Source organism: Streptomyces sp. NBC_00873 (assembly GCF_045207415.1).
Classification (GTDB): domain Bacteria; phylum Actinomycetota; class Actinomycetes; order Streptomycetales; family Streptomycetaceae; genus Streptomyces.
This window is the reverse complement of sequence record NZ_CP108803.1, coordinates 3236736-3259274: the sequence shown is the minus strand read 5'-3', so window position 1 is coordinate 3259274 and position 22539 is coordinate 3236736. Positions and strand designations below refer to the sequence as shown.

Annotated in this window: 15 protein-coding genes and 1 pseudogene; 9 read left to right on the top strand and 7 right to left on the bottom strand. The window is 71.5% G+C overall.

All coding sequences use genetic code 11. From position 1 onward, the window contains the following. The first annotated feature begins 99 nt into the window (after positions 1-99). The gene (locus OH809_RS14510) at positions 100-921 is read left to right on the top strand and encodes a hypothetical protein (protein ID WP_406421996.1); all 822 of its coding nucleotides are present in this window, start codon (positions 100-102) and stop codon (positions 919-921) included. Positions 922-982: 61 nt separating this feature from the next. On the opposite strand, the gene OH809_RS14505 is transcribed toward OH809_RS14510, so the two are convergent. After that, positions 983-1162: a DUF6104 family protein gene (locus OH809_RS14505; RefSeq protein WP_023586593.1), complete on the bottom strand. Its 180-nt coding sequence runs from the start codon at positions 1160-1162 to the stop codon at positions 983-985. A 224-nt stretch (positions 1163-1386) separates the two neighbouring features. Between OH809_RS14505 and OH809_RS14500 the strand changes: the two genes are divergently transcribed. The 8 genes from OH809_RS14500 (at position 1387) to fxsT (ending at position 14926) form a co-directional block, all read left to right on the top strand. Next, positions 1387-2031, top strand: coding sequence for a CU044_2847 family protein (locus tag OH809_RS14500; protein WP_406421997.1), 645 nt, complete (start codon positions 1387-1389; stop codon positions 2029-2031). Positions 2032-2087: 56 nt separating this feature from the next. Next, entirely contained in the window at positions 2088-4112 is a 2025-nt protein-coding gene (locus OH809_RS14495; protein WP_406421998.1) for a trypsin-like peptidase domain-containing protein, read from the top strand. A 115-nt stretch (positions 4113-4227) separates the two neighbouring features. Beyond that, positions 4228-5274: an AAA family ATPase gene (locus tag OH809_RS14490; protein ID WP_406421999.1), complete on the top strand. Its 1047-nt coding sequence runs from the start codon at positions 4228-4230 to the stop codon at positions 5272-5274. A 7-nt stretch (positions 5275-5281) separates the two neighbouring features. Beyond that, positions 5282-8725, top strand: coding sequence for an SAV_2336 N-terminal domain-related protein (locus OH809_RS14485; RefSeq protein WP_406422000.1), 3444 nt, complete (start codon positions 5282-5284; stop codon positions 8723-8725). 100 nt (positions 8726-8825) lie between these two features. Continuing rightward, entirely contained in the window at positions 8826-9029 is a 204-nt protein-coding gene (gene fxsA, locus OH809_RS14480) for an FxSxx-COOH cyclophane-containing RiPP peptide (RefSeq protein ID WP_406515198.1), read from the top strand. Between the two features lie 285 nt (positions 9030-9314). Next, positions 9315-10460 carry an FxsB family cyclophane-forming radical SAM/SPASM peptide maturase gene (locus OH809_RS14475; RefSeq protein ID WP_406425188.1) on the top strand — a complete coding sequence of 382 codons (1146 nt, stop codon included), beginning with the start codon at positions 9315-9317 and terminating at the stop codon, positions 10458-10460. Continuing rightward, positions 10457-11842: an aKG-HExxH-type peptide beta-hydroxylase gene (locus OH809_RS14470; protein WP_406422002.1), complete on the top strand. Its 1386-nt coding sequence runs from the start codon at positions 10457-10459 to the stop codon at positions 11840-11842. The genes OH809_RS14475 and OH809_RS14470 overlap by 4 nt, the downstream gene beginning before the upstream one ends. A 90-nt stretch (positions 11843-11932) precedes the next feature. Next, on the top strand, positions 11933-14926 hold the full coding sequence (fxsT, locus tag OH809_RS14465; RefSeq protein WP_406422003.1) for an FxSxx-COOH system tetratricopeptide repeat protein: 2994 nt from the start codon (positions 11933-11935) through the stop codon (positions 14924-14926). Positions 14927-15032: 106 nt separating this feature from the next. Here fxsT and OH809_RS14460 read toward each other — a convergent pair whose 3' ends face one another. The 6 genes and pseudogenes from OH809_RS14460 to OH809_RS14435 form a co-directional block, all read right to left on the bottom strand. Beyond that, positions 15033-18881 (bottom strand): multifunctional oxoglutarate decarboxylase/oxoglutarate dehydrogenase thiamine pyrophosphate-binding subunit/dihydrolipoyllysine-residue succinyltransferase subunit, encoded by a 3849-nt coding sequence (locus OH809_RS14460; RefSeq protein ID WP_406515197.1) that lies wholly within the window; start codon positions 18879-18881, stop codon positions 15033-15035. 260 nt (positions 18882-19141) lie between these two features. Beyond that, the gene (locus OH809_RS14455; RefSeq protein ID WP_406422005.1) at positions 19142-20218 is read right to left on the bottom strand and encodes an ATP-binding protein; all 1077 of its coding nucleotides are present in this window, start codon (positions 20216-20218) and stop codon (positions 19142-19144) included. Continuing rightward, entirely contained in the window at positions 20215-20952 is a 738-nt protein-coding gene (locus OH809_RS14450) for a response regulator transcription factor (RefSeq protein WP_266981553.1), read from the bottom strand. The genes OH809_RS14455 and OH809_RS14450 overlap by 4 nt, the downstream gene beginning before the upstream one ends. A gap of 235 nt (positions 20953-21187) precedes the next feature. After that, complete coding sequence (locus OH809_RS14445) at positions 21188-21880, bottom strand: spermidine synthase (protein ID WP_406422006.1); 693 nt, start codon at positions 21878-21880, stop codon at positions 21188-21190. A 112-nt stretch (positions 21881-21992) separates the two neighbouring features. Further along, positions 21993-22292: a hypothetical protein gene (locus OH809_RS14440; RefSeq protein WP_406515196.1), complete on the bottom strand. Its 300-nt coding sequence runs from the start codon at positions 22290-22292 to the stop codon at positions 21993-21995. 23 nt (positions 22293-22315) lie between these two features. Further along, positions 22316-22402, bottom strand: a pseudogene (locus OH809_RS14435) (nucleotidyltransferase domain-containing protein); the annotation flags it as partial. Positions 22403-22539 lie beyond the last annotated feature (137 nt).

Below are 22539 nucleotides of genomic sequence, written 5' to 3'. Positions count from 1 at the left end.
ACACGATATATCGCGGTTCCGGGAAGTCAAGGGAGGGCCAGGTGACCTGGGTCGATCAAAGAGCGCCAAATATGGGCAAATTGCCCTACGGTGTGGGGCATGAACGCGACATCACCCGTGGGTGCGCTGCTGCTCTGCCGGACCGAACCCGACTCCGTACGGCCGGTGGCCCATCTGCTGCGCGAGCGGATGCTGCTCGCGCCCGCGGGTGACGGGTGGAGCGTCCTCGTGCCGGAGGGAAAGCCCTGGCAGGACGCGGGAGAAGGGGATCAGCCGGTCGACAGTGTGGTGGGCGGCTGGGCCACCGCGCTCGCGGTCGGCTCCACCTGGCCGGTTCTCGCGCTGTGGTGGGACGGCGACCGGGCCGGCTACACGCTCGCGTCCGGCTTCCGGCGGCCCGTCGGATACGTCTGGCTGGCGGACGGGACTCCGGCGGGTGAGGACGAGGCGATGCGTACGTTTGCCGCGCGGCTCGGCCTCGACCCCGTCCTGGACATCCAGCGGCTCGAAACGCTGACCCGCCCGGATCCCGACGCGGACGCCCGCACCCGGCTGCGCGGTCTCCTCGCCGCACTCACCCGCATCGGACTGACCCTCCCGGCCGGCCTCGATCCCGGCGAACCCGCCGACCGGCTGCACGCCTCGGCCGACAGCAGGCCTGGAACGGAGCGGATTGCCTGGGCGGGCTGGCGCGACGCCGTGAAGATCGAACTCGACGCGGTCGAGAGCGGCAGACTCGGCCCGTGGCTGCGGGGCCCCAAGGCGCGTGCGCTCGCCACCGCCCAGCTCGCCGCGGGGGTACCGCTCGTCACCTGGGGGATCGGGCGCCGCAGCGGAGGGTGGGCGTTCGCGGGAGCGCTGCTGATCGTGCACGGGGCACTCGGTCTTGCGTACGACCGGATCCGGGCCGACGGTCGCTGATCCGGGACGAGGGGGCTGATCCGGGCCGGCGGGGCCGACGGACGCGCCCCGGGGCGTCGCCCTATTCCTCGTCCTCGTCGTCCAGCCGGGCCAGCCAGGTCGCGAGGCGCTCGACGGGCACCTCGAAATCGGGATTGAGGTCGACGAACGTACGCAGCTGCTCGGCGAGCCACTCGAAAGTGACCTCCTCCTCGCCGCGCCGCTTCTCCAGCTCCTCGATGCCACGGTCGGTGAAGTACATGGCGCAAGTTTAGACCGCCCCCCAATTGCCGGTGGGTCTTCATGCCTGGTGACAGCCCTCAGGGGCCGGGAGTGCGGGCGCCGGGACCCTCGGCGGGGGCGCCGGAATCCGGCCGGGAAACGTCCGAGAACCGGTGCACCCGGCCCCGGCGTCCTGACGGATGTGCATCGCATCGATCGCGTACTGCCGTTAACCTGCGGGGAGTTCGGGGAACGGGGGGTGTCATGAGTGACAGCAGGGCCCGTATTGCACGCATTGAGATGCCAGACGGCACACCGGTCTGGGCACGCATCTCCGGGGCCGAGGAACTTGAGCGGCGGCCGGCCGGGAACGGACTGTCCTACACGGACACCGGCTTCTCGGACTTCGCCGACCAGGTGCAGGCCCGGGTGGAGAGCCTGCAGGGGGTGGTGACCAGCGTCGCGCGGTCGCTCGCCGAGCCGCTGCGGGCCGTGCGGCCGGACGAGGTCAGCGTCGAATTCGGCATCGAGCTCACCGCCAAGGCCGGCAAGGTGGTCGGACTTCTCGCGGACGGGGAGGCCAAGGGCGCCATCAAGGTCACGCTCACCTGGAGCGGTGGCGGCCCGGCCGTCGATCCGCCGATCACGCCGCAGGTGCCCGCGCAGGCCGCCGCGCCACCCATGCCACCCATCCCGTCCGCCCCGCCCGCGCCCGCCGCCCCGCCCGCACCACCGGCGCCGCCGGGACCGGCACCCGCGGGGTCCGTGCAGCCGGGGTCCGCGCGGCCCGACCCCGCGTCCCTGCCGTCGCACGCCCCCGCATCCGCGGACGATGCGTCCGCCGGAGCATCCCCCGGCGCACCGGCGCACCCCGACGGTGCCGCGACCCCCGACGGCGGCGGGTCATGACGCAGGAGACCGCCGGGGGCGCGGAAGGGGGTCCGGGGCCGGAGGAGGCTGCGCTCATGGACCTCGTGCGGGACGCCACCGTACGCATCCATCGCCGGGGGGACGGGTATGCCACTGACGAACCCGGTCCGGGCTTCCTGGGGAGTGGCTTTTTCATCGCCCCGAGCTGGGTCCTCACGTGCGCACATGTCGCCATGCAGGGGGAGGGGCGCGAGGTGAACGTGCTGTTCAGGGCCGACCCCTACGACGCCGGGCTGACCGAGGTCCCCGGCGTGGTGCTCACCGCGCTGCCCGAGACCCGGCCGGCCGGCGCCCAGGGCTGGCCCGCGCCCGACCTCGCGCTCATCCAGCTGCGGCGGCCCGTCGAACACCCCTGCGTGTACGTCACCGAGCGCTCGGAGGCCATGCTCCGCGGCCGCAAGGTCCGCGTCGTGGGCTGGGCGCCCGCCCCGGGCGGCGGGCTGACGACGCTCAGCGGCGACTGCGAGGTGAAGGGCACGTTCGGCGGCTGGGCCGATGCCGACCAGCAGATCCGGCTTGCCGAGGACTGGCTGGCGCCAGGGATGTCCGGCGGGCCCGTCGTGGACGTCACCCGCGGTGAGGTCGTCGGCGTGATCAAATCGCGGCTCGACGGCCACCAGGGCGGCACCGCCATCGGAATCGAGCGGCTCCGCTCCCTCACCGTGCCCGCCGGACCCGTGGAGACCGAGACGGACGACACGTACCAGGCCGTCTTCCACGCCCACGACCGTTACCACGCCGACCGGCACAGCAGCCCCGCGTCCACCGAGCGGACCTGGGCCGATGTGCAGAGCGAGCTCCCCGGCCCGCCCGGCCGGGTGCTCAGCCCCAAGCGGCGGATCGACCTTTTGGGCAGGCTCGCCGAGTTCCCGCCGCCGGTCAGCACCCGCAATCTGCTGCGGCTCCTCGATGGCCTGCCGAACGTCCATGCGCGCGATCTCCGTCCGGCGCCGCGCGGCTGGCGCGACGGACTCGGCGCGCTGTACGACGCCCGCGTCCGCGACCGCGACGCCGCACTCGAACTGATCCTGCGCTACTGCATGGGCGTCCTCGCCGCCGACCGTCCGTACGACGTGCCGTCCACCCGGGCCGCCACGAAGTCCCTGTGGGAATGGGTGAAACGGATCGCCGACGAGGACCTGTCCCGCGACTTCCGGCAGGAACTCGTGCTGCACTGGCGCGCCGTCCGGCAGAGCCGGGACCAGGAACACCAGCGGGCCCCCGAGCCGAGGGGCGGGCCGGCCCGGTACGGCGAACGCGCCTTCGTCCTGCTGGAACTGGAACCGAGGGGCTGGGAACGGGACCGTTACGACTGGCGGATCGGCGTCGCCCGCCGCACCGGGGAGGTCCTGCCCGTCGCCGAGGACAGCCAGGGCACCGGGCTCGGCGCGCTACCGGACCGGCTGGCCGCCCCGCTCGCCGAGGCGTTCCGGCGGTGCGACGAACCCGACAGCCCCGCCATGCTCCAGGTCGCGGTCCCACCGGCGCTGCTCGGCCTGGACGTCGACAACTGGCAGGTGACCCCCGACGGGCTGCCGCTCGGGGCCGTACGCCCGGTCGTCGTCCGCTGCTCGGAGCGGGGGCAGCCGCCGGACGACGACGGGGAAAGACGGCGCATGGCCCGCTGGAACAGCACCCGGAACTCCTTGATGCAGGCCGAAGTCGTCGACTGCGAGGACGGAATGGGGGTACGCGTACCGGAGGTGGCGAGGCTGCACACCCTGGCGTACGAGACCGTGCCGGTCCTCTGCCGGTACGGCGGCCGGCCGGACCCGGAGACCACGGCCGGACTGGTGCGGATCCTCGACGGCGGCTTCGGGGTGGCCCTGTGGCGGCGGACCGGGGAACCGGACGGGGTCTGCTCCGAATTCCATCGGCGCGCCCTCAACACCGTCGCGGAGACCCGCACCGCCGACCGGCTGCCGCAGCGGATCCACGAGTTGAGAAGGGACGTGAAGGCGGAACGTGCCGATGCGTTCTGGTCCTACGGAGTCGTCCTGTTCTATGACGATCCGCACCATATGCTCCCCGGTTCCGGTCAGCTCCTGGAGGCGCCGTGAACAGCGCCGACCGGCCTCTTACGGGGGAGTTCACGGATCGATACCGTGAGGCACGTTCGACGGCTGCTGCCCCTCACACCGGACCTGGCGGACGAGTGACGACGAGGAACACGCTATGAGTGAACCCAGCGAGTGGCTCATCTACCGAGGGGCCGGTGAACCGCACGACGGCATCGAACAGCTGCCGTCCCCGCCACCCTGGCGGGACTTCGCGGCCCGCGAGGCCCCGGACCCCGGCGACGAAGGGACCGGGAGCGACCGGACGGACGGGTCCGCCACCCGGCGTCTCGGCGGCCACCGGCACATCGCCGAACTCCACCGGCCCGGCGCGGAAGAGCTCGAAATGATCAACGCGGCGCTGTACCTGCGGCGCCCGCTGCTGGTCACCGGCAGCCCCGGTGCCGGAAAGAGCACCCTGGCACACTCCGTCGCCCATGAACTCAGGCTCGGCCGGGTCCTGCGCTGGCCCATCGTCAGCCGGTCCACGCTGCTCGACGGCCTCTACCACTACGACGCGATCGCCAGGCTGCAGGACGTCCAGATCGCCGCGCACGGCGCAGCCGCCGGGGCGGCCGGCTCGGACGCGGCGGAGAACGTCGGCAGCTACATCCGGCTCGGCCCGCTCGGCACCGCGCTGCTGCCCTCCGACCGGCCCCGCGTGCTGCTCATCGACGAGCTCGACAAGAGCGACATCGACCTGCCGAACGATCTCCTCAACGTGCTGGAGGAGGGCGAGTTCGGCATTCCGGAACTGGAGCGCATCGCCGACCGGCTGCCCGACGGGGAGGCCGAGGTGCTGACCGACGACGGCACCAAGGTGACGGTCAAGGGCGGCCGTGTGCAGTGTGCAGCGTTCCCGTTCGTCGTGCTCACCAGCAACGGCGAGCGCGACTTCCCGGCTCCGCTGATGCGGCGCTGCATCCACCTGGAGCTGGGCCGCCCCGACCACCAGCGGCTCGCCACCTTCGTCCGCGCCCACCTCGGCGACGAGGCGGCGCGCTCCGGAGACGATCTCATCGCCCATTTCCTGGAGCGGTCGCGCAGCGAACTCCTGGCCACCGACCAGCTGTTGAATGCCATCTACCTCACCGACGCGGCCGCCCCCGCCGGCCGGGACCGGCTCGCCGACCTGCTCATCCAGCGACTCGACAGGCCGAGGTGATGAGCTGATGCCCGACGCCGCGGCACGCCACGGCCCGGACGGAGCAGGGGGAGGGCGTCCTGCGGAACCGGAGCCGTACGACGGAGGCCTGCTGCCCGCGCTCGTCGCCCGGCTGCGCGAGGCCGGGCTCGACCCCGACGCCGAACAGCTCTGCGACGCCCTGTGGCTCGCCCAATGGACCCGTCACGCCGACACGCCGGAAGGAGCCGAGGCGCAGGGCGGCCCCGCCGTACCGTTCTCACGCGCCGAGCTGTCCGACGCGGGACCGGCCACACCGTCCGCCCGCACCACGGCCGGGCGCGCCCACGGCACGGGCGCCGCCCCGGACGACGACGAGCCCGCGGAGCAGGGGGAGTCCGCGGCCACCGACCGCCGGATAGCTCTGTATCCGGTACCGCCCGCGGACTCCGTCCCGCACCGCGACGGGCAGCGCGAGGGTGACGGGCCGCACGGCCATGGGCGTCGCAGCGCCGCCACCCTCACCCTCGGCGTGCCCGCTGCCCCCGCCCTGCCCGCACCTCTTGAAATCCAGCGAGCCTTACGTCCCTTGCAGCGCTATCGCCCCGCCGCGCCACCCCTGCGCCGCACCCTGGACGAGACGGCCACCGCCGAACTGAGCGCCCGCGCAGGAGGGTTGATCATCCCGGTGTTCCGCGGGGTGTCCCGCGCCGACGCACTGCTGCAGTTCGTCATGGACGCCTCCTCGTCGATGCGTGTCTGGGACCGTATGTTCGGCGAACTCCAGCAGATCTTCAGTCAGTTGGGCGCGTTTCGGGATGTCCAGGTGCGCTATCTGCACCGTGGCCCCGACGGTTCCTGCGCGGTCAGCCGCAGTCCCGACCCGGCCGCCGCCCCGCTGAACTCCGCCGACCGGCTCAGTGATCCGACCGGCCGCCGCGTCACCGTCCTGGTCAGCGACTGCGCCGGACCGCTCTGGCACAGCGGGCGCGCCCACCGGCTGCTCCACCAGCTGGCCCGGCAGGCCCCCACCGCCGTACTGCAGCCGTTGCCGCAGCGGATGTGGAACCGCACCCGGCTGCCGGTGACCTACGGTGCGCTCTCCCGCGGCGAAGGGCTCTCCGGTGCCGCGGTCCTGAAGGTCACCGAGGAGGCGGGCGGGGTACCCACCGCGCGTCCCGGCGCCCTCGCCGTGCCCGTACTCCCGCCCGTGGCGGGCGCGCTCGCCGCCTGGGCGCGACTGCTCTCCGGCACCGGCGCCGGCCGGATCTCCGGGGCGGTCGGCTGGGTCAGGGCCGACCAGCCCGCCGCGCCCGCACCACGCCCCGGCGACCGGCTGTCCTCGCTCCAGCTGGTCAGCCGCTTCCGCTCGGCGGCCTCACCGGTCGCCGGGCAGCTCGCGGTCTATCTCGCCGCGGCGCCGCTCTACCTGCCGGTGATGCAGCTGGTGCAGCGGACGATGCTGCCCGACTCCGGCCCCTCCGAACTCGCCGAGGTGCTGCTCAGCGGACTGATCTCGCGGAGCAAGGGCGACGGCGCGGGTGACGGGCAGTGGTACGAGTTCGCGCCCGGCGTCCAGGAGGCGCTGCTCGGACCGCTGGGACGGGACGAGGCACTGCTCGTGCTCAAGCACTGCTCGGAGTACATAGAGCAGCGGTTCGGCAAGGGCGGTCCGAACTTCCCCGCGCTGGCGTTCGCCCAGCTCGGAGACGGCCGGCGCGCCTCCTCGTACGCCACCGACCTCGGCCGCCACGCGCAGGGCGGCGGCATCGGGGAGAACGACGAGGGTGACGAGAACGGGGAGAGCGGCAGCAGCGGCGGGTCGCGCGTTCCCCATCCCTTTGCCGAGGTCGCGGCGCGCGTACTGGAGCGCTTCATGCCCCTGCCCGAGCAGTTCGCGCTCTACGGCGACCGGGGCGGCCGCGACACTCCCGGCCGGACGGCACACACGGCGGTGGAGAGCGCCCGCGCACTCCTGCGCCAGTTCGACTCGGACAGCATGGTGCAGTACCTGATCGACGCCGTGCAGCTGCTCCGGGGTGCGACCGAGCGCGAGCGGCACCCGGGCGCCGACCCCGAACTGTGGGCCGAGTACGCGCGCTGCGTGCTGCGGCTGTGGGAGGTCCAGGGCGGCGACGACCTCCTGCGCGAGGCCGAGAACGCCGCGGAACGGGCCGCCGCGCATCCCGGGGCGGTACGCGAACGGGCGGTGCTGGCCAAGGTGCTGCACGCCGCGGCCGACGACCGGCGCAGGCGCGGCGACCGGCGCGCGGCGCTGAGCCTCCTGCGCCGCGCCGACGCCGAGTACACGGTCGCCTGCGCGGCGCCCGGACTCGACCCCGCCGAAGCGCTGCGGCTCACCCTGGAGCGGGTGCGGGCGATGGAGGCGCAATGGCGGCTCAGCGGTGACAGTTCTCTGCTGCAGGGGGCGGTCGGCATGCTGGAGGCGTTCGCCGATGTCTGGCCCGACCAGGAGAACCGCCCGATGAGCCTGCCGCTGGCGCACGGCCGCACACTGCTGCACCTGGCCCGGGCGACCGCCGACCCCGAGCAGTCCCGGCTCTACGCGGGACAGGGGGCCCGTTCGCTGCGCAGGGTGCTCGCCGGGGAGGGTGGCGCGCAGACCACGGGCACGCAGACACGGATCCTGCTGGACCTGGTGGATGCCCTGCTGGCCTCGGGTGCCGAGCCCGACGAGGCATCGACACTGGTCGAGCAGGCGCTGGCAACCGTACGCGACCAGCGCACGCGCGCCTTGCTGCAGATCAGAGCCGGCCGGGTCTGCGCGGCTCGGTACGAGCACACCGCTGACGCGGACGAACTCGGCTGCGCGGCAGAGTGGTTCGGCCGGGCCGCCCGCGGTGTGCCGCGGGACTCCCGGGCCTACGCGGATCTGCTCGCCGAATGGGGCGAGATCATGCTGCGCCGTGCCGAACTGCCCGACGGGCGGCCGTACATCGGCACGGCAGTGCGCATCCTGCGCGACTGCCGCACGGAGACCCCTTCGGACAGCAACAGCCAGGCGGGCCGACTGCTCATGCTCGGCCGGGCCCTCATGCTGCGCCACCGAGCCACCGAGGACCGGGTCGATCTGCGGGAGGCCGAGCATCTCTTCGGGCTCGCGGCCCGGGAAGCACGCGATCCGCTGACTGCCGCACGCTGCCTGCTGGAACTCGGCCGGTCGCACGTCGACGCGTACCACGTGCTGCACCGGCCGACCCGTCTGGACGAGGCGGCCGAGGCGTTCCGGGGCGCTGCTGAATCGGCCCGGACGGCCGCAGCCGAGCGCGAGAATCCGCAACAGTTGCAACAAGCAGTGGAGTTGAGTGCTCAGGCCAACCACTGTCGGGGTATGACCTATGAAGAAGCAGGCCGGCCCCGAGCGGCACGCGAGGCCTACCGCGCGGCCGCCCAGGAGTGGCGCACGATGCCGGACGGCGGCGGCGCGGCGGGTGAGTCGACCGCGGCCCGCCTTGCCGAGCTCGAGCGATGAGCGCACAACGGCGTGCGCTCGCAGCCGGAACACCAGGTGCCTTGCGCCCACGGACGAGCGCAGGGCAGTGAGCCGAGTACGACGGTAACCGGGAGCGGTGATGAGCGTGTCCGCACGCAAGGACGAGGCAAGCCCGACGCAGGGGCCGGAGAGTGGCGCAGGGGTCCTCCCCGACCTGCTGGAGATCGATCTCGAGACGCTGCGCACCGTGGACCATCCGGTCCTCAGGGCGGTGATCGAGGACCTGCGCGGTCGTTCCGAACGGCCGGGGGAGATGCTGTGGGGTTTCCAGAGCGCCCTTTGAGCGGTTGGGCCGGGCACCCCGGCAGGGAAGCGGGCCCGTGCCGGGCGGGCGACCCGGCCGGTTTCGGCCGTCCGCCCCAGCGAACAGGGCAACCTCGCCGCAGCGGTGTTTGCGGTCCCGCCGGGCCAGAGAGACTCCCCTCGACGGCGGGGGCCGTCCGGCAGGGCGTGCCGTGGGCCGCACAGCGAGGGGGTCGGCGTGTCTCGACAGACGACCACGCGCGCGCCGTCTGACACCTGGCCCGAACGTCACGACGCGGTGCCGTTCCGGCAGTTCATCGTCAAGATGCACGGCCGCTGCAACCTCGCCTGCCGGTACTGCTACCTGTATGCGGGGCCGGACCGGACCTGGCGGGACCGCCCCGCCGCGGCGCGGACCGATGTCCTGGAGCACACCGCGTCCCGCATTGCCGAGCACGCCGCGGCCCACCGGCTGACTGAGGTGGCCCTCGTACTGCACGGCGGCGAACCCCTGCTGGCCGGCGTCGAACGGCTCGCGGCGTTCACCGGCCGGGTGCGTGAGGGGCTTCCCGAAGGCTGCGTCCTGCACACCACCGTGCAGACCAATGCCACGCTGCTCACCGACGCCGGCATCGCGACCCTGGCCGGCGCGGGCATTCGGGTCGGCATCAGCCTCGACGGCGGTCTGCCCGCCCACAACACCCAGCGTGTCGACCACGCGGGCCGCCCGTCCTGGCCCGCCGCCCTGCGGGGCGCACGCCTCCTCACCGACCACCACCCCGAGGCCTACGCCGGCATCCTCGCCGTGGTCGACCTGCAGAGCGATCCCGTAGAGATGTACGCCTCGCTCCTCGACCTTCGCCCGCCCACCCTGGACCTGTTGCTGCCGCACGGGAACTGGTCCGCTCCGCCCCCCGGTCTGACCGGCGTCCGGCCGCAGGACGCCACGGCAGCGAGAGCGCAACGGACCGGCGGCCGGCCCACCCCGTACGGCGACTGGCTGTGCTCCGTCTTCGACCGTTGGTGGCCGGCCGGGCGACGCGAGACCCGGATACGGCTCTTCGAGGAATGCCTCGCGCTCCTGCTCGGGCTGCCTGCCGCGGCCGAGGCCCTCGGCCTCGACCCGCTCAATGCCGTGGTCGTGGAGACCGACGGTTCGATCGAACAGGTCGACTCCCTCAAATCGGCCTATGACACGGCAGCCGCCACCGGACTCGACGTCTTCCGGCACAGCTTCGACCGGGCCCTGCGCCACCCGGGGGTCGCCGCACGTCAGACGGGCGCCGGTGCGCTCGCCGCCACGTGCCGTTCCTGCCCCCTGCTCACGGTCTGCGGCGGCGGCCACTACGCCCACCGGTACCGCGCCGGACACGGCTTCATCAACCCCTCCGTCTACTGCGCCGACCTCGACCGGCTGATCCGCCATGTCGCGGCCGGGCTGTCCGACGCGACCGCTGGAGCCCCCGCATGACCTCCGCCGTCCCCGACCGGTTCCTGCGCGAGCTGGGCCGGACCGAGGGAGGGCCCGAGGCGCTCGACCTGCTCGCCCGGGACCAGCACACCCGCAGGCTCGCCTCGCTGCGGGCGCTGCTCGACGCCGCCGGCCAGGCGCCTGCGGACGTCTGCCCCACCGACCGACTCGACCGGCTCCACGACCACTGGACGCTGCTGGCGGCGGCGGAGCGAGCCGACCGGGACGCCGCGCGATCGGTGCTGTTCTATCCGCTGGCGGGCCCCTGGGTCCGCAGTTGCCTGTACGGCCTGCTCTCCGGACGGGGCGGACCGGTGCTGCGAGCCGGTCTCTCGCACCTGGGAGCCATCGCCGCGGCGGCGGCCATCCGGTCCGCACTGCCCTTCACCGCTCGGCTCACCGCCGTCGCCACCACGCTGCCGCTGCCCACGCTCGGCTCGTTGCGCACGCTCCCGGGCGAGGCCGACCTCCGCTTCGACGGGGAGCGGCTGACGGTACGACAGAGGGACGCGACGGACCTCGTCGTCCGGTTCGGCGGTCGCACGGCCGAGCCCGCCGACCCGCGCTGGCTGCCCCTGCTCGCCCTTCCGGCCCTGGTGGCGGGCGGTGTCCTCGTGCCGCTCGACGACCTCGACCCCTACCGCACGTCCGGCAGCGGGCAGCGCCGCCACGGCCTCGGCGACGCCGCCCCGCGGGACACCGGGGAACAGGGCGCCTGGGCGGCGTCCTGGGCGCGCGTGACGCCCCTGCTGCGCATCGGGGGCGCTCACCGGCTCGCCGAGGCGGGCACCCTGTTGCGGTGTGTGGTCCCGCTCGCGCCGCCGCCCGGATCCGGCGGTGGCGGTGACGGGGCCGCCCACTGCAGCGGGACCCGCCGCGAGGCGTTCGGCGCCGTCCTGAGCAGCAGGCCGGCCTCCCCGGCCCTCCTGGCCTCGACGCTCGTGCACGAACTTCAGCACACCAAACTGGCCGCGCTCGCCGCGCTGGTTCCGCTGCACCGCGAGGACACGACCCCGCGTCACTTCGCGCCCTGGCGACCCGACCCCCGGCCCTTCGACGGGCTGTTCCAGGGCGCATACGCCCATCTCGCGCTCGCCGACTTCTGGCAGCGGTGTGCACTCGACGCGCAGAGCGCCGGGTTGCGTGACATCGCCTGGACCGAACACACACGCAGCCGGGAGCAGACCGGTGCGGTTCTGCCGATCCTCGCCGGGTCCGGCGCGCTCACCCCGGAGGGAAGGGCCGTCGTCAATGAACTGATCACGCTTTACCACCGTCTGGCGGATTGTCCGCCCCCGACAGGCCATCTGGCCCGCGCGCGCGCCTATGTGAGCACGGCCCGCGTGATATGGCAGCAGAGGAACGACTCCGGTCGTGTGTGACGGCGGCCCCCGCGTGGCATTGGATCACCGTCACCGACCTTTCCTGATGATAAGTTAGTAGGGCTTGTACTGATGCAGGGAGACGGCTGAATGCCCCTAGCAGGTAAGCAAGTTGAAACATCGGGGACGCAATCCGTCACGATCAGTTTCGCCGGATTCAACCGAGCCTGGGCAGCCTGGATCGGGGACCGTCTCGAACGGCGCGGAGTGCATGTCGTCTATCAGCGCTGGGATCCGCAGGACGATGCCACGCTGGAGGAATCGCTCCAGGACCTGATGCTCGCGCCGGGGCGCATCCTCGTCGTTCTCAGCGAGTGGTACTTCCAGCTCGGCCCCCGGAGCCATGACGAGTGGAACAGGGCGCTGCGGCAGGTCGTCGCACTCGACCGCGAGCGCTTCGCGGCGGTCTCGCTCACCACGTCGGCGCTGCCTGCCGCCACCTCTGTCTTCGGAGCCGCCGATCTCACTAACGTCGGCGCCGCTGAGGCCGAACGCCGCATGCTGCTCAGCCTGTCCCTGCCCACGGACCCGCTGCCCGACCAGGCAGACACCAGGCCCGGGCCACGATTCCCGGCGGACACCCCCGAGGTCTGGGGCGGAGTTCCCCGCCGCAACACACGCTTCACCGGACGCGAGCGCCTGTTGGGCGACACCTATCACGCGTTCCAGGGAGCCGGGCGTGGCGCCGGTGTCGTCACGTTCCACGGGATGTCCGGCGTGGGGAAGACGCAGCTGGCCGCCGAGTACGTCTACCGGTTCGGCTCCGAGTACGACGTGGTCTGGTGGGTACCGGCCGACCGCCGGGCCCTGTACCGCCAGAAGCTCGCCGAACTCGCCCCCGAACTCGGTCTGCCCACCGGTGCCGAGTACGGCGAGCGGCTCCGGGCGGTCCGCGACTCCCTTCGGCGCGGCGATCCGCACGCCCACTGGCTGCTCGTCCTGGACGGCGCCGACGAACCCGAGCACATCTGGGACCTGGTGCCGACCGGCCCCGGCCATGTGCTGATCACCTCGCGCAACCCCGAGTGGGGCGAGCACAACAGCAATCTCGTCGAGGTCCCGGTCTACAGCAGGGACGAGTCGGTCTCCTTCATCCGCCGCCGTGCACCCCGGCTGACTCCCTCCGACGCGGACCGGCTCGCCGAGGCCCTGGAGGATCTGCCCCTCCTGCTCGACCAGACGGCGGGCTGGCTCAACGACTCCGACATGTCGGTCGAGGAGTATATCGAACTCCTGAGCGGAGGCATCGACCAGGACGTCGTCAAGGTGTCCGCGGACTTCCCGCTGGCCTTCCAGACCGCCTGGTCGATACTGCTGAACAAACTCAGGGAGACCGTCCCCGAGTCCGTCGACCTGCTGCGCCTGTGCAGCTTCTTCGCGCCCGGGTCGATTCCGGTGCGGCTGCTGAAGGACATGCCCTCCGGCGATCTGCCCGAGCAACTGGCCGGGCTGATGAACGACCCACTGCTGTGGAACCGTGCCATCAGCCAGCTCCGCCAGTACTCCGTAGTCCGGCTGGAATCCCACGAGCCGTCCGTCGACGAGGCGTCCATCGCCGGGGAATCGGTCTACCTGCACCGCATGGTGCACCAGATCATCGGCAAGGACATGCCCGAGCGGGACCGGGAGGAGTTCGCCGGCGTCGTACGTCGCGCGCTCACCGCCGCGGACCCCGGTCGGCCCACCGACTCCCGGCAGTGGCCCGCCTACGCCGAGATCACACCGCACCTCAAATGGGCTGATGTCCTGCGCAGCACCGATCCTGCCGTACACACCCTGGTGCTCAACTGCCTGCGCTACATGTACTTCTCCGGGGAGTACCGGGCGGGCATCAAGCTTGCCGGGCGGGCCATGACCGCCTGGAAGGAACTGCTCGGCGAGACCCATCCGCGGATCTGGGACCTCACCTACAACTACGCCAACCTGCTGCGGTCGGTGGGCAACTACGCGGAGACCGCAGCCATGGAGCAGGCCGCGGTCGATCATCTGCGCAGGGAGCGGGGTGAGAAGGACCTGGAGTTCCTGCGGGCCTCCACCGGCCTCGCCGCGGATCTCCGGGGGCTCGGCAGGTACGAGGACGCCCTGGAGATGTCGCAGCGGCTGTTGAACTCCTACCGCGAAATCCTCGGCGAAGACTCCCGTACCTTCACCGCCCAGAACAACCTGGCCATTTCGCTCCGACTGCTCGGCCGCTACGAGGAATCGCAGGAGCTCAACCGGCGCACCCTGGAAAAGCACCGGGACCGCCTGGGACAACGCCACCGCTGGACGCTGAGCTCCGAGATCAACTACTCGACCGATCTGCGGCTCCTGGGCCGGTACGCCGAGGCCGAGTCCCTCCAGACGCGCAGCACCCGCATCCACCACATCGTCCTGGGCAAGGACAATCCGCAGACGCTCCTGTCCGAACACAATCTGGCCCTGTGCCTCTACCGCGGTGGCGACCGGACCGCAGCGGCGTCCCGCTTCACCCGCGTACTCGAGCGCAGCGAACGGGTGCTCGGCGAGGACGACCCCCTCACCATGATGTTCGCGGCCGGACAGAGCTGCTTCGCCCGCGAGCACGCGGACATCGACCAGGCGAGGGCGATAAGCGAACGCGTCGTCGACGGGTACGTACGGATGCTCGGCGAGAACCACCCGTACGTAGCGGGGGTCCGTTCCAACCATGCCCTGATCCTGCGCAACGTCGGAGAGCGGGAGCAGGCGCACGTCCTGGGCGAGAACGCGCTCCTGGACATGACGCGCGCCGTCGGTGAGAACCACCCGTGGACCCTCGGCGTCGCCATCAATGCCTCGGCGCTGCGCAATCTCGTGGGTGAGCCGGAGTCCGCGGCGGCCCTGATGGAATCGGTCATCGCGCGTGCCGCCGAGGCACTCGGCCGTACTCATCCGCTCAGCCTGTCCGCCCGGATTGCGTACGCGGCGGATCTGCGCGGCACCCGGGACCGGCAGCGGGCCGACAAGGTGGAGAGCGAAGCGCTGGGCGACCTGGTCTCGACGCTGGGGGCACAGCACGTGCACACGGTCTCGGCGCGTTCGCGCAACCGGCCCTTCTGGGATTTCGAGCCGCAGCTGATCTGACGTCCTGCCGGAAACCGCCGGAAGCCGCCGCACCCCGTACAGGCCGAAGGGCCCGGCACCGCGAGACGATCGCGGTGCCGGGCCCTTCGGTTCGTACGTCTGCCGGTCAGGCCTCGAAGACCTCGGCGACCAGCTGTGCCTGCTCGGCCTGGTGGCGCTTGGCCGAGCCGACCGCCGGGGAGGAGCCGTGCGGCCGCGAGATGCGACGCAGGCGCTCACCGTGCGGGACGTCGGCGCCGACGGCCAGGTCCAGGTGGTCGATCAGGTTCAGGGCGATGAACGGCCAGGCACCCTGGTTGGCCGGCTCCTCCTGGGCCCAGAGGTACTTCTCGGCGTTCGGGTACTTGGCGATCTCGGCCTGCAGCTCGGCACCCGGCAGCGGGTACAGACGCTCCAGCCTGATGATGGCCGTGTCCTTGACGCCGCGCTTCTCGCGCTCGGCATCCAGGTCGTAGTAGACCTTGCCGGCGCAGAAGACGACCTTGCGGACCGCGCTCGGGTCGACCGAGTCGTCGCCGATCACCGGGCGGAAGCCGCCGGTGGTGAACTCCTCCGCCTTGGACGCCGCCGCCTTGAGACGGAGCATCGACTTCGGGGTGAAGACGACCAGCGGCTTGTGGTGCGGGTTGTGCACCTGCCACCGCAGGAGGTGGAAGTAGTTCGACGGGAGCGTCGGCATGGCGACCGTCATGTTGCTCTGCGCGCACATCTGGAGGAAACGCTCCGGGCGGGCGGACGAGTGGTCCGGGCCCTGGCCCTCGTAGCCGTGCGGCAGGAGCAGCGTGACGCCCGAGGTCTGGCCCCACTTCTGCTCGGCCGAGGAGATGAACTCGTCGACGACGGTCTGCGCGCCGTTGACGAAGTCACCGAACTGGGCCTCCCAGATGACCAGCGACTCCGGGCGGGCCAGCGAGTAGCCGTACTCGAAGCCCATCGCCGCGTACTCGCTGAGCAGCGAGTCGTAGACGTTGTAGCGGGCCTGGTCGTCGGAGAGGTAGAGCAGCGGGGTGTAGTCCTCGCCGGTCACCTGGTCGACGAGGACCGCGTGGCGCTGGCCGAAGGTGCCGCGGCGGGTGTCCTGGCCGGCGAGCCGGACCGGGGTGCCCTCCATCAGCAGCGAACCGATGGCCAGGGTCTCGCCCATGCCCCAGTCGATCGTGCCGTTCTCCACCGATGCGGCACGGCGCTGCATCTGCGGCATCAGGCGCGGGTGGACCGTGATCCGCTCCGGAATGTTGACCTGGGACTCGGCGATCCGCTTCACGACCTCCGCGGAGACCGCGGTGGTGACGGCGACCGGGAACTCGGGCTTCGCTTGCGGGACATGGGTCTGGGCCGGGTGCGAGGTGGCTTCGCGGACCTCCGCGAAGACCTTCTCCAGCTGGCCCTGGAAGTCCTGGAGTGCCTGCTCGGCCTCTTCCAGCGTGATGTCGCCGCGACCGATGAGGGACTCGGTGTAGAGCTTGCGCACCGAGCGCTTCTTGTCGATCAGGGTGTACATCTGCGGGTTGGTGAACTCCGGGTTGTCGCCCTCGTTGTGACCGCGGCGGCGGTAGCAGATGAGGTCGATGACAACGTCCTTGTTGAACGCCTGCCGGAACTCGAAGGCCAGCCGGGCCACCCGGACGACGGCCTCGGGGTCGTCACCGTTGACGTGGATGATCGGCGCCTCGATCATGCGCGCCACGTCGGTGGCGTACATCGAGGAGCGGGAGGACTCCGGGGCGGCGGTGAAGCCGACCTGGTTGTTGATCACCACGTGCACGGTGCCGCCGGTGCGGTAGCCGCGCAGCTGCGACATGTTGAGCGTCTCGGCGACGACGCCCTGGCCCGCGAAGGCCGCGTCGCCGTGGAGCGCCACGGGAAGGACCGTGAAGTCCGTGCCGCCCTTGTTGATGATGTCCTGCTTGGCGCGGGCGATGCCCTCGAGGACCGGGTCGACCGCCTCCAGGTGCGAGGGGTTGGCGGCCAGCGAGACCTTGATCTGCTCGCCGTCCAGACCGGTGAAGGTGCCCTCGGCGCCCAGGTGGTACTTGACGTCGCCGGAGCCGTGCATCGACCGCGGGTCGAGGTTGCCCTCGAACTCCCGGAAGATCTGCGCGTACGACTTGCCGACGATGTTCGCCAGGACGTTCAGGCGGCCGCGGTGGGCCATGCCGATGACGACCTCGTCGAGGCGGGCCTCGGCGGCGGAGTCGATGACCGCGTCGAGCAGCGGGATGACGGACTCGCCGCCCTCCAGCGAGAACCGCTTCTGGCCGACGTACTTGGTCTGCAGGAACGTCTCGAACGCCTCGGCGGCGTTGAGGCGGCGCAGGATCCGCAGCTGCTCCTCGCGCTCCGGCTTGGGGCGCGGACGCTCCACCCGGTCCTGGAGCCACTTGCGCTGCTTCGGGTCCTGGATGTGCATGAACTCGATGCCGGTGGTGCGGCAGTACGACTCACGCAGCACACCGAGGATGTCGCGGAGCTTCATCAGCGTCTTGCCGGCGAAACCGCCGACCGCGAAGTCCCGCTCCAGGTCCCACAGGGTGAGGCCGTGCTCGGTGATGTCCAGGTCGGGGTGCTTGCGCTGGCGGTACTCCAGCGGGTCGGTGTCGGCCATGACGTGGCCGCGGACCCGGTAGGAGTGGATCAGCTCGAAGACCCGCGCGGCCTTGGTGACGTCGTCGTCGTGCGAGGCGTCGATGTCCTTGAGCCAGCGGACCGGCTCGTAGGGGATGCGCAGCGCCTTGAAGATCTCGTCGTAGAACTCGTTCTCGCCGAGCAGGAGCTGGGACACGATCCGCAGGAACTCGCCGGAGGCGGCGCCCTGGATGACGCGGTGGTCGTACGTCGAGGTCAGGGTCATGACCTTCGAGATGCCCAGCTTGTTCAGCGTGTCCTGGGAGGTGCCCTGGAACTCCGCCGGGTAGTCCATCGCGCCGACACCCATGATGAGGCCCTGTCCGGGCATCAGGCGGGGCACCGAGTGGACGGTGCCGATGCCGCCGGGGTTGGTCAGCGAGGCGGTGACTCCGGTGAAGTCGTCCATGCCGAGCTTGCCGATGCGGGCGCGGCGGACGATGTCCTCGTACGCCTGCCAGAACTCGAAGAAGTTGAGCGTCTCGGCCTTCTTGATGGCCGCGACGACCAGCTGGCGGTCGCCGCTCGGCTTCACCAGGTCGATGGCCAGACCGAGGTTGACGTGCTCCGGCTTGACCAGGGTCGGCTTGCCGTCCTTCTCCGCGAAGGAGTGGTTCATCGACGGCATGGCCTTGAGGGCCTGCACCATCGCGTACCCGATGAGGTGCGTGAAGGAGATCTTCCCGCCGCGGGCGCGCTTGAGGTGATTGTTGATGACGATGCGGTTGTCGAAGAGCAGCTTCACCGGAACGGCGCGGACGGACGTGGCCGTCGGCAGTTCCAGGGAGGCGTTCATGTTCTTCGCCACGGCGGCGGACGGGCCGCGCAGCGTCACGTACTCGGGGCCCTCGGCGGCAGTGGCCGGGGCCGCCTTGGCGGGTGCGGCGGCCTTCGCGGCGGGAACGGCGGGCGCAGCCGGAGCGGCCGGAACGGCGGGCGCAGCCGGAGCGGCGGGCGCGGCCGGGGCCACCGGGGCAGCGACCGGAGCGGCAGCCGCGGGCTTCGCCGGGGCGGCCGGTGCGGCGGCAGGGGCAGCCGGAGCGGCAGGCGCGGCGTGATCGGTCCGGGCCGGTGCGGTGGCGGCCGGGGCCACCGCAGCCCCCGCGGCTGCGGCGCCGGGAACGGGCTTGTCCGCCGTGCCGGACGTACCCGGCTTGTAGTCGGCGAAGAAGTCCCACCAGGCGCGATCGACCGAATTGGGATCCTGGAGGTACTGCTGATAGATCTCGTCGACGAGCCACTCATTGGGGCCGAAAGCCGCAGCCGGGCTCGTGCCCGGGCTGGCTTGGTCGGTCGAGATGCTTGAGTTACTGGGGGACTGAGACGACACGGCGGCAACCGCCCTCTTCCGCTTCACAAGGTGATGGACAGCGGAAATCAAGGCTACGCCTCCCTGACCGTTCCATGCAGACCGGGCCGGTCTTCGTCGTGCAAGTCACATCAAAGAGCGGGTTTCGATGCAGGAAATGGCGGGAAATAAGCCTGGTTCCGCTTCAGTCCGGGTACGCGAGGCCGTGGCTACGGCTACGTGGACCGTATCCCTCTTGCGGGACGACACGTAGAACGAGCCCTTCCGGTTCGAACCCTATGTCAACTGCGTGGTTGAGGGATCCCCGGAAGAGTGACTTGGATCCGGCAGCCGCGAGCTGATTCAGCCACTCCGATGCGGCCGCCGTGCAGATCCACCGCCCAGCGGGCGATCGCGAGCCCCAGACCCGTACCACCGTCGCTGCCCGGACCGTGCGGGGACGGCACCTCGCCCCGGTTGAAACGCTCGAAGACCCGGTGCCGCTCGGACTCGGGGATGCCCGGACCCTCGTCCAGGACCTCCAGGTCCAGCGACTCCGGCTGCGCGCCGCGCCGCGCCCGCACCGTGACCCGGCCGTGCGGCGGGCTATGCTTGACAGCGTTGTCGATCAGATTGGCCACCACCTGGTGGAGCCGCTCCGCGTCCGCATGCGCGGTCAGCTCGGGCGGCGACACGTCCAGGTGCAGATGTACGTCCTTGCGGCTGTGGTTCCCGGATCCTGAGGAGAGCCGGCGGTGCGAGGCGGCCAGGTTCGCTTCCTTCAGCACGCCCGAGAGATACGGCCACACCTCGAAGCGGCGGGCCTTCAGGGAGACCACCCCGTGGTCCAGCCGGGAGAGGTCCAGCAGCGTCTCCACCAGCCTGCCGAGCCGCTCCGTCTGTTTGAGCGCCGTGCGCATCGTCTCCGGGTCGGCCGCGGAGACCCCGTCCACGACGTTCTCCAGCACCGCTCTCAGCGCCGCGATCGGCGTACGCAGCTCGTGCGAGACGTTGGCCACCAGCTCCTTGCGGTGCCGGTCCACGGCCTCCAGATCGTCCGCCATGAGATTGATCGTCTGCGCCAGGTCACCGAGCTCGTCACGCCGGTCGGCGCCCCTCACCCGTCTGGTGTAGTCGCCGTGCGAGATCGACCGGGCGACCTTCGTCATCTCGTCCAGCGGCGCCGTCAGACCGTGCGCCACGAACTGTGTGATCAGCAGCGTCGCGATCACCGAGAACACGGTGATGAACCGCAGCTCGGTCCTGGTGCGCACCGCCACCATCAGAAGCCCGGTCGTGATGAACACCGAGACCACGACGAGCGTGCCCAGCTTGGCCTTGACCGAGAAGGGACGCAGTCGGGAGCCGGGCCGGGTCATGGTGCCGGGGTCTCCAAGGCGTAACCGACACCGTGCACGGTGCGGATCCGCTCCGCACCGATCTTCCGGCGCAGCGCCTTGATGTGGCTGTCGACGGTACGGGTGCCGGAGGCGTCCGCCCAGTCCCAGACCTCCGCGAGCAACTGCTCCCGGGAGAGCACCGCGCGCGGTGTGCCGGCCAGGCAGACCAGCAGATCGAACTCGGTCGGCGTGAGGTGTACGTCCTCGGCACGCACCCGCACCCGGCGCTGCGCGTGGTCGATCTCCAGCTCGCCGAGGCGCAGGATGCCGCTGCGCGGCGTCACCGCGGCCAGTGCGGCACGCTCCACCCGGCGCAGCAGGACATGTACCCGGGCGGCCAGCTCACGCATCGAGAACGGCTTGGTCATGTAGTCGTCCGCGCCGACACCGAGGCCGACCAGCATGTCGGTCTCGTCGTCCCGGGCGGTCAGCATCAGCACGGGCACCGGCCGTGTGGCCTGCACCCGGCGGCACACCTCCAGGCCGTCGAAGCCCGGCAGCATGATGTCGAGCACCATCAGGTCGGGCTGCCAGGACTCGGCCGCGTCGACGGCCGCGGGGCCGTCGAGGGCGGTCTGCACCAGGAAGCCCTCGGCCCGCAGTCGGGCGGAGATGGCATCGACGATCGTCGCGTCGTCCTCGACCACCAGCACCCGGCGCTGCGCGCCCGGGGTGGCCGCGACACCGTTGTGGGTGGTGTGTGTCTGTTCCATCGCCCCGCCCCTGCCCGTTCTCGCGGGGGCCATTCCCCCGGACGCACGGTCTTCGCTTGTGAATTTCGTGGGTGATCCTGTTTGCCGCTCAGCAGCGTAAAGCCACCGAACGGCTCCCGGCTACGCAGGGTGTAACGGCACGGGAACGGGTTGGGTGCGAGGAGGGGGCGGAGTGTCTGCCTTGTGGCGCTTGGCCCCCGGGCGTCCGGGGCCGCGCATACCCGGTGGGGGGACCTCAGGCGGTCCGAAGTGCGAGATGAACCACGTCGGGCACACCTCGGGCAACGTGCACCTCTTCCGTCCTTACCCCGCTGAATCCGGCATTCCGCAAGGCCTGTTCGAAGTGGGCGGACGGCTGCGCGGACCAGACCGCGAGTACCCCGCCCGGATTCAGCCGCTCCCGGCAGTCGGCGAGACCGGCGGGCGAGTACAGGCTGCCGTTGCCGTCGGTGACGGTCCAGTCCGGTCCGTTGTCGATGTCCAGGCACAGCGCGTCGTAACGGTCCGTAGTCGTGCGGAGGTGCGCAACCAGATCTGTCGCCAGGATCTCGGTCCGCGGATCGGCGAGCGCGGCACCGGTGATCCGGGCCAGCGGGCCACCCCGGTGCCAGTCGATGATCGCCTGCTCCCGCTCGACGACCGCGATCCGCCCCCAGCGCGGCTCGGCTGTCGCATGGGAGAGGGAGAAGCCGACCCCGAGACCGCCGATCAGCACCGCCGGGTCCGGCCGCGCGGCGGGCAGCGCGGCAAGCGCCGCGTCGATCAGCAGCCGCTCGGAGCGACCGTCCGCCGTGTCCATCAGGAAGCAGCCGTTGGCGATGATTTCGAAGTCGTCACCCCGCTCCCGCAGGACGACCTCCCCGTACGGTCCTTCACGGCGGTCGAGCGTGACGGGGCTGTGGGCGGTGCGGCGGTCGGCGGTGGGCATGTCCTCGGTCTCCGGTAGAGGGTGGGTGAGTCCCTGTCATCCTCGCCCGGCCGCGCGGCCGGGACCAGCGAATTGCCGGATCCGTACGGGGCGCGGGGAGGCGAAGGCGTGGTCACACGGGCTCCGGCCGTGCGCCGCGCACCACGAGGAGCGCCCCGCGTGCCGCGTACGCCGCCACTGCCACCGCCCACGCCGCCCCTTGCGGCCCCGGCTGGATCGGCCAGGCCCATACGGCGGCCGCGCCGCCCAGGGTGCGGGGCGCCGCCAGGTGGACGGCACCGCCGTGGACCGTCATCGGTAGCCGGCTCTGCCGGGCACCGATCAGCGCCGCCGACCCGGTCGCCACCCCGGTCGCCCCGAGCGTGTTGCGCACCATCCCCGGCGCACCGAACGCCTCCGGATGCCCCGGCACCGCTGGCGAACACGGTGAGGGTCGGGTTCGGCGCGCAGGGCGAGCAGCAGGTCCAGATCGGAGACGCCGGGAATGGCCGTGCCGCGCGGAATGCTGCCGTAGAGGTAGGCGCCCGCGCCGGCCGTTGTCGGTCATGCGGGCACTGTGCCGGGTGCGCGCCGCGGCTGCCGAGTGGTTTTTCGCAGGTGACGGGCGGGTGGAAGAAGATCGCTGAGAGCGAACACGGCCCCGGGAACATAAAGTCGCT